Origin of the sequence: Nitrosomonas sp. GH22 (assembly GCF_009833115.1) — a bacterium.
Taxonomy (GTDB): domain Bacteria; phylum Pseudomonadota; class Gammaproteobacteria; order Burkholderiales; family Nitrosomonadaceae; genus Nitrosomonas; species Nitrosomonas eutropha.
Genome location: NZ_QRCA01000053.1, coordinates 1 through 1,573, shown reverse-complemented (window position 1 = coordinate 1,573; position 1,573 = coordinate 1). Strand labels below are relative to the sequence as shown.

General features: G+C 46.7%; 2 protein-coding genes. Both read left to right on the top strand.

Annotated features, from left to right (window positions below; all coding sequences use genetic code 11):
- Positions 1-13: 13 nt before the first annotated feature.
- Positions 14-946, top strand: a complete 933-nt coding sequence (locus tag ABF86_RS11815) for an IS3 family transposase (protein ID WP_160803635.1) — start codon at positions 14-16, stop codon at positions 944-946.
- Positions 947-1,088: 142 nt separating this feature from the next.
- Positions 1,089-1,358 (top strand): hypothetical protein, encoded by a 270-nt coding sequence (locus ABF86_RS12965; protein ID WP_041353465.1) that lies wholly within the window; start codon positions 1,089-1,091, stop codon positions 1,356-1,358.
- The last annotated feature ends 215 nt before the right edge of the window (positions 1,359-1,573 follow it).

Below are 1,573 nucleotides of genomic sequence, written 5' to 3'. Positions count from 1 at the left end.
GGGGAGGTAGTTTATGACAGCTATTAAAGAAACGCGACGCAAATATTCATCTGAGTTCAAGCAGGAAACGGTGGCACTGGTTACGCAGCAAGGTTACACCGTATCCCAGGCAGCTGAGGTGGTTAATATCAATCCAACGCAGGTACGGCGCTGGAAACGAGAGCAGGAACAAGTGGCAAATGGTACTCGCCTGGATGAAGGCGAGCGCCTTCTTTGCGAAAGAGATGAAGTGAAATATACCTTCATCCGGTTCCAGCAACCACATTACCCTGTTACTGCTTTATGTCGGGTAATGCGGGTGAGCACCAGTGCTTATTATGACTGTTGCAAACGGCCTGTCAGATTAATTGACAGTAAAACCTGGCAACTGTGTCAGCGTATGAAAACACTGTTCATACAATCACGGGTAAGTTTGGGAAATCGGCAAATGGTTGGACGTTATAAAGTTAGCAAGCTTATGAAAAAGCTGGGATTAACAGTCAGAAACAGGCAGCGTTATGTAGTAACAACCAGCAAACATAATCAGCCAGTGGCTGACAACAAGTTGAATAGAGATTTCTCTCCCAAACAGCCTAACCTGGTGTGGACAACCGGCATCACTTACATCCGGACAGCACAAGGATGGATATATTTGGCGGTTGTACTGGATCTCTACTCACGGCGCATTGTGGGTTGGCATATGGAGTATTACATGACGACTGCTCTGGTAAATCGTGCACTGATGATGGCAATCAACCTGAGACAACCACCAAAAAATCTGTTGCATCACTCCGACAGAGGTAGCCAGTATGCTTCACACGACTACCAAACGCTACTGACTCAGCACAACATGCAATGTTCGATGAGCCGCAAAGGAAACTGTTGGGATACTCAGTTTAATATGGTATGGAATGCCCGGCTTGATCTGACCCGTGTTGGGATTGGCGAAGTAGTGCCTTTGCGTTGACCTGTCGATCTGGCCCAGGCATTCCCTGAGCGTTGCCGGGCCCAATACATGTGGCCTAATAGGAGCCTTGAATTGCACCGTGAGTGTCCTGTCCGGTAAGTGGGGTTGGTAATGCGCCAATCCTGACTGAGGAGTATAAAATATGGACGGCACATTGATTCAGAATGAAGTTATTCTTGGCGTTGATACCCATTTAGATACACATGTTGGTGTAGTCATTAACCACCAGGGTAAAGTGATAGGTAAACGCACCTACAGAGCGCTTCTTCAGCAGCTTGAAGCGAGAATGGTTGACTGGTGTCCTCTATCAAACAAGAGAAGATGCCATTCAGGATGTGCAAGCCTATATGGTGTATTACAACTCACGCAGATTGCATACCACTTTGGGAAATATGACTCCGCAGGAGTTTGAAAAAAGTACTTAATAATGTGTCCAGGTTTACTTGACCAGAACAAGGAGACATTTCATGACTCATATGTCACTGAGAAACCAGATTATCGGCCTCGTCGGGTGGCTTGTTATTAGCTTTATCGCAGCAGGCATAGGTGCTGCTGCTTCAATACATGCCAGTTCGTTCTACACGGATCCTGTCTCTTATACACATCTTACCCTGCCGACGACACCTC

Coding starts and splice junctions, on each gene's coding strand:
- ABF86_RS11815 (WP_160803635.1), top strand. CDS start 14: ATGACAGCTATTAAAGAAACGCGACGCAAATATTCATCTGAGTTCAAG.
- ABF86_RS12965 (WP_041353465.1), top strand. CDS start 1,089: ATGGACGGCACATTGATTCAGAATGAAGTTATTCTTGGCGTTGATACC.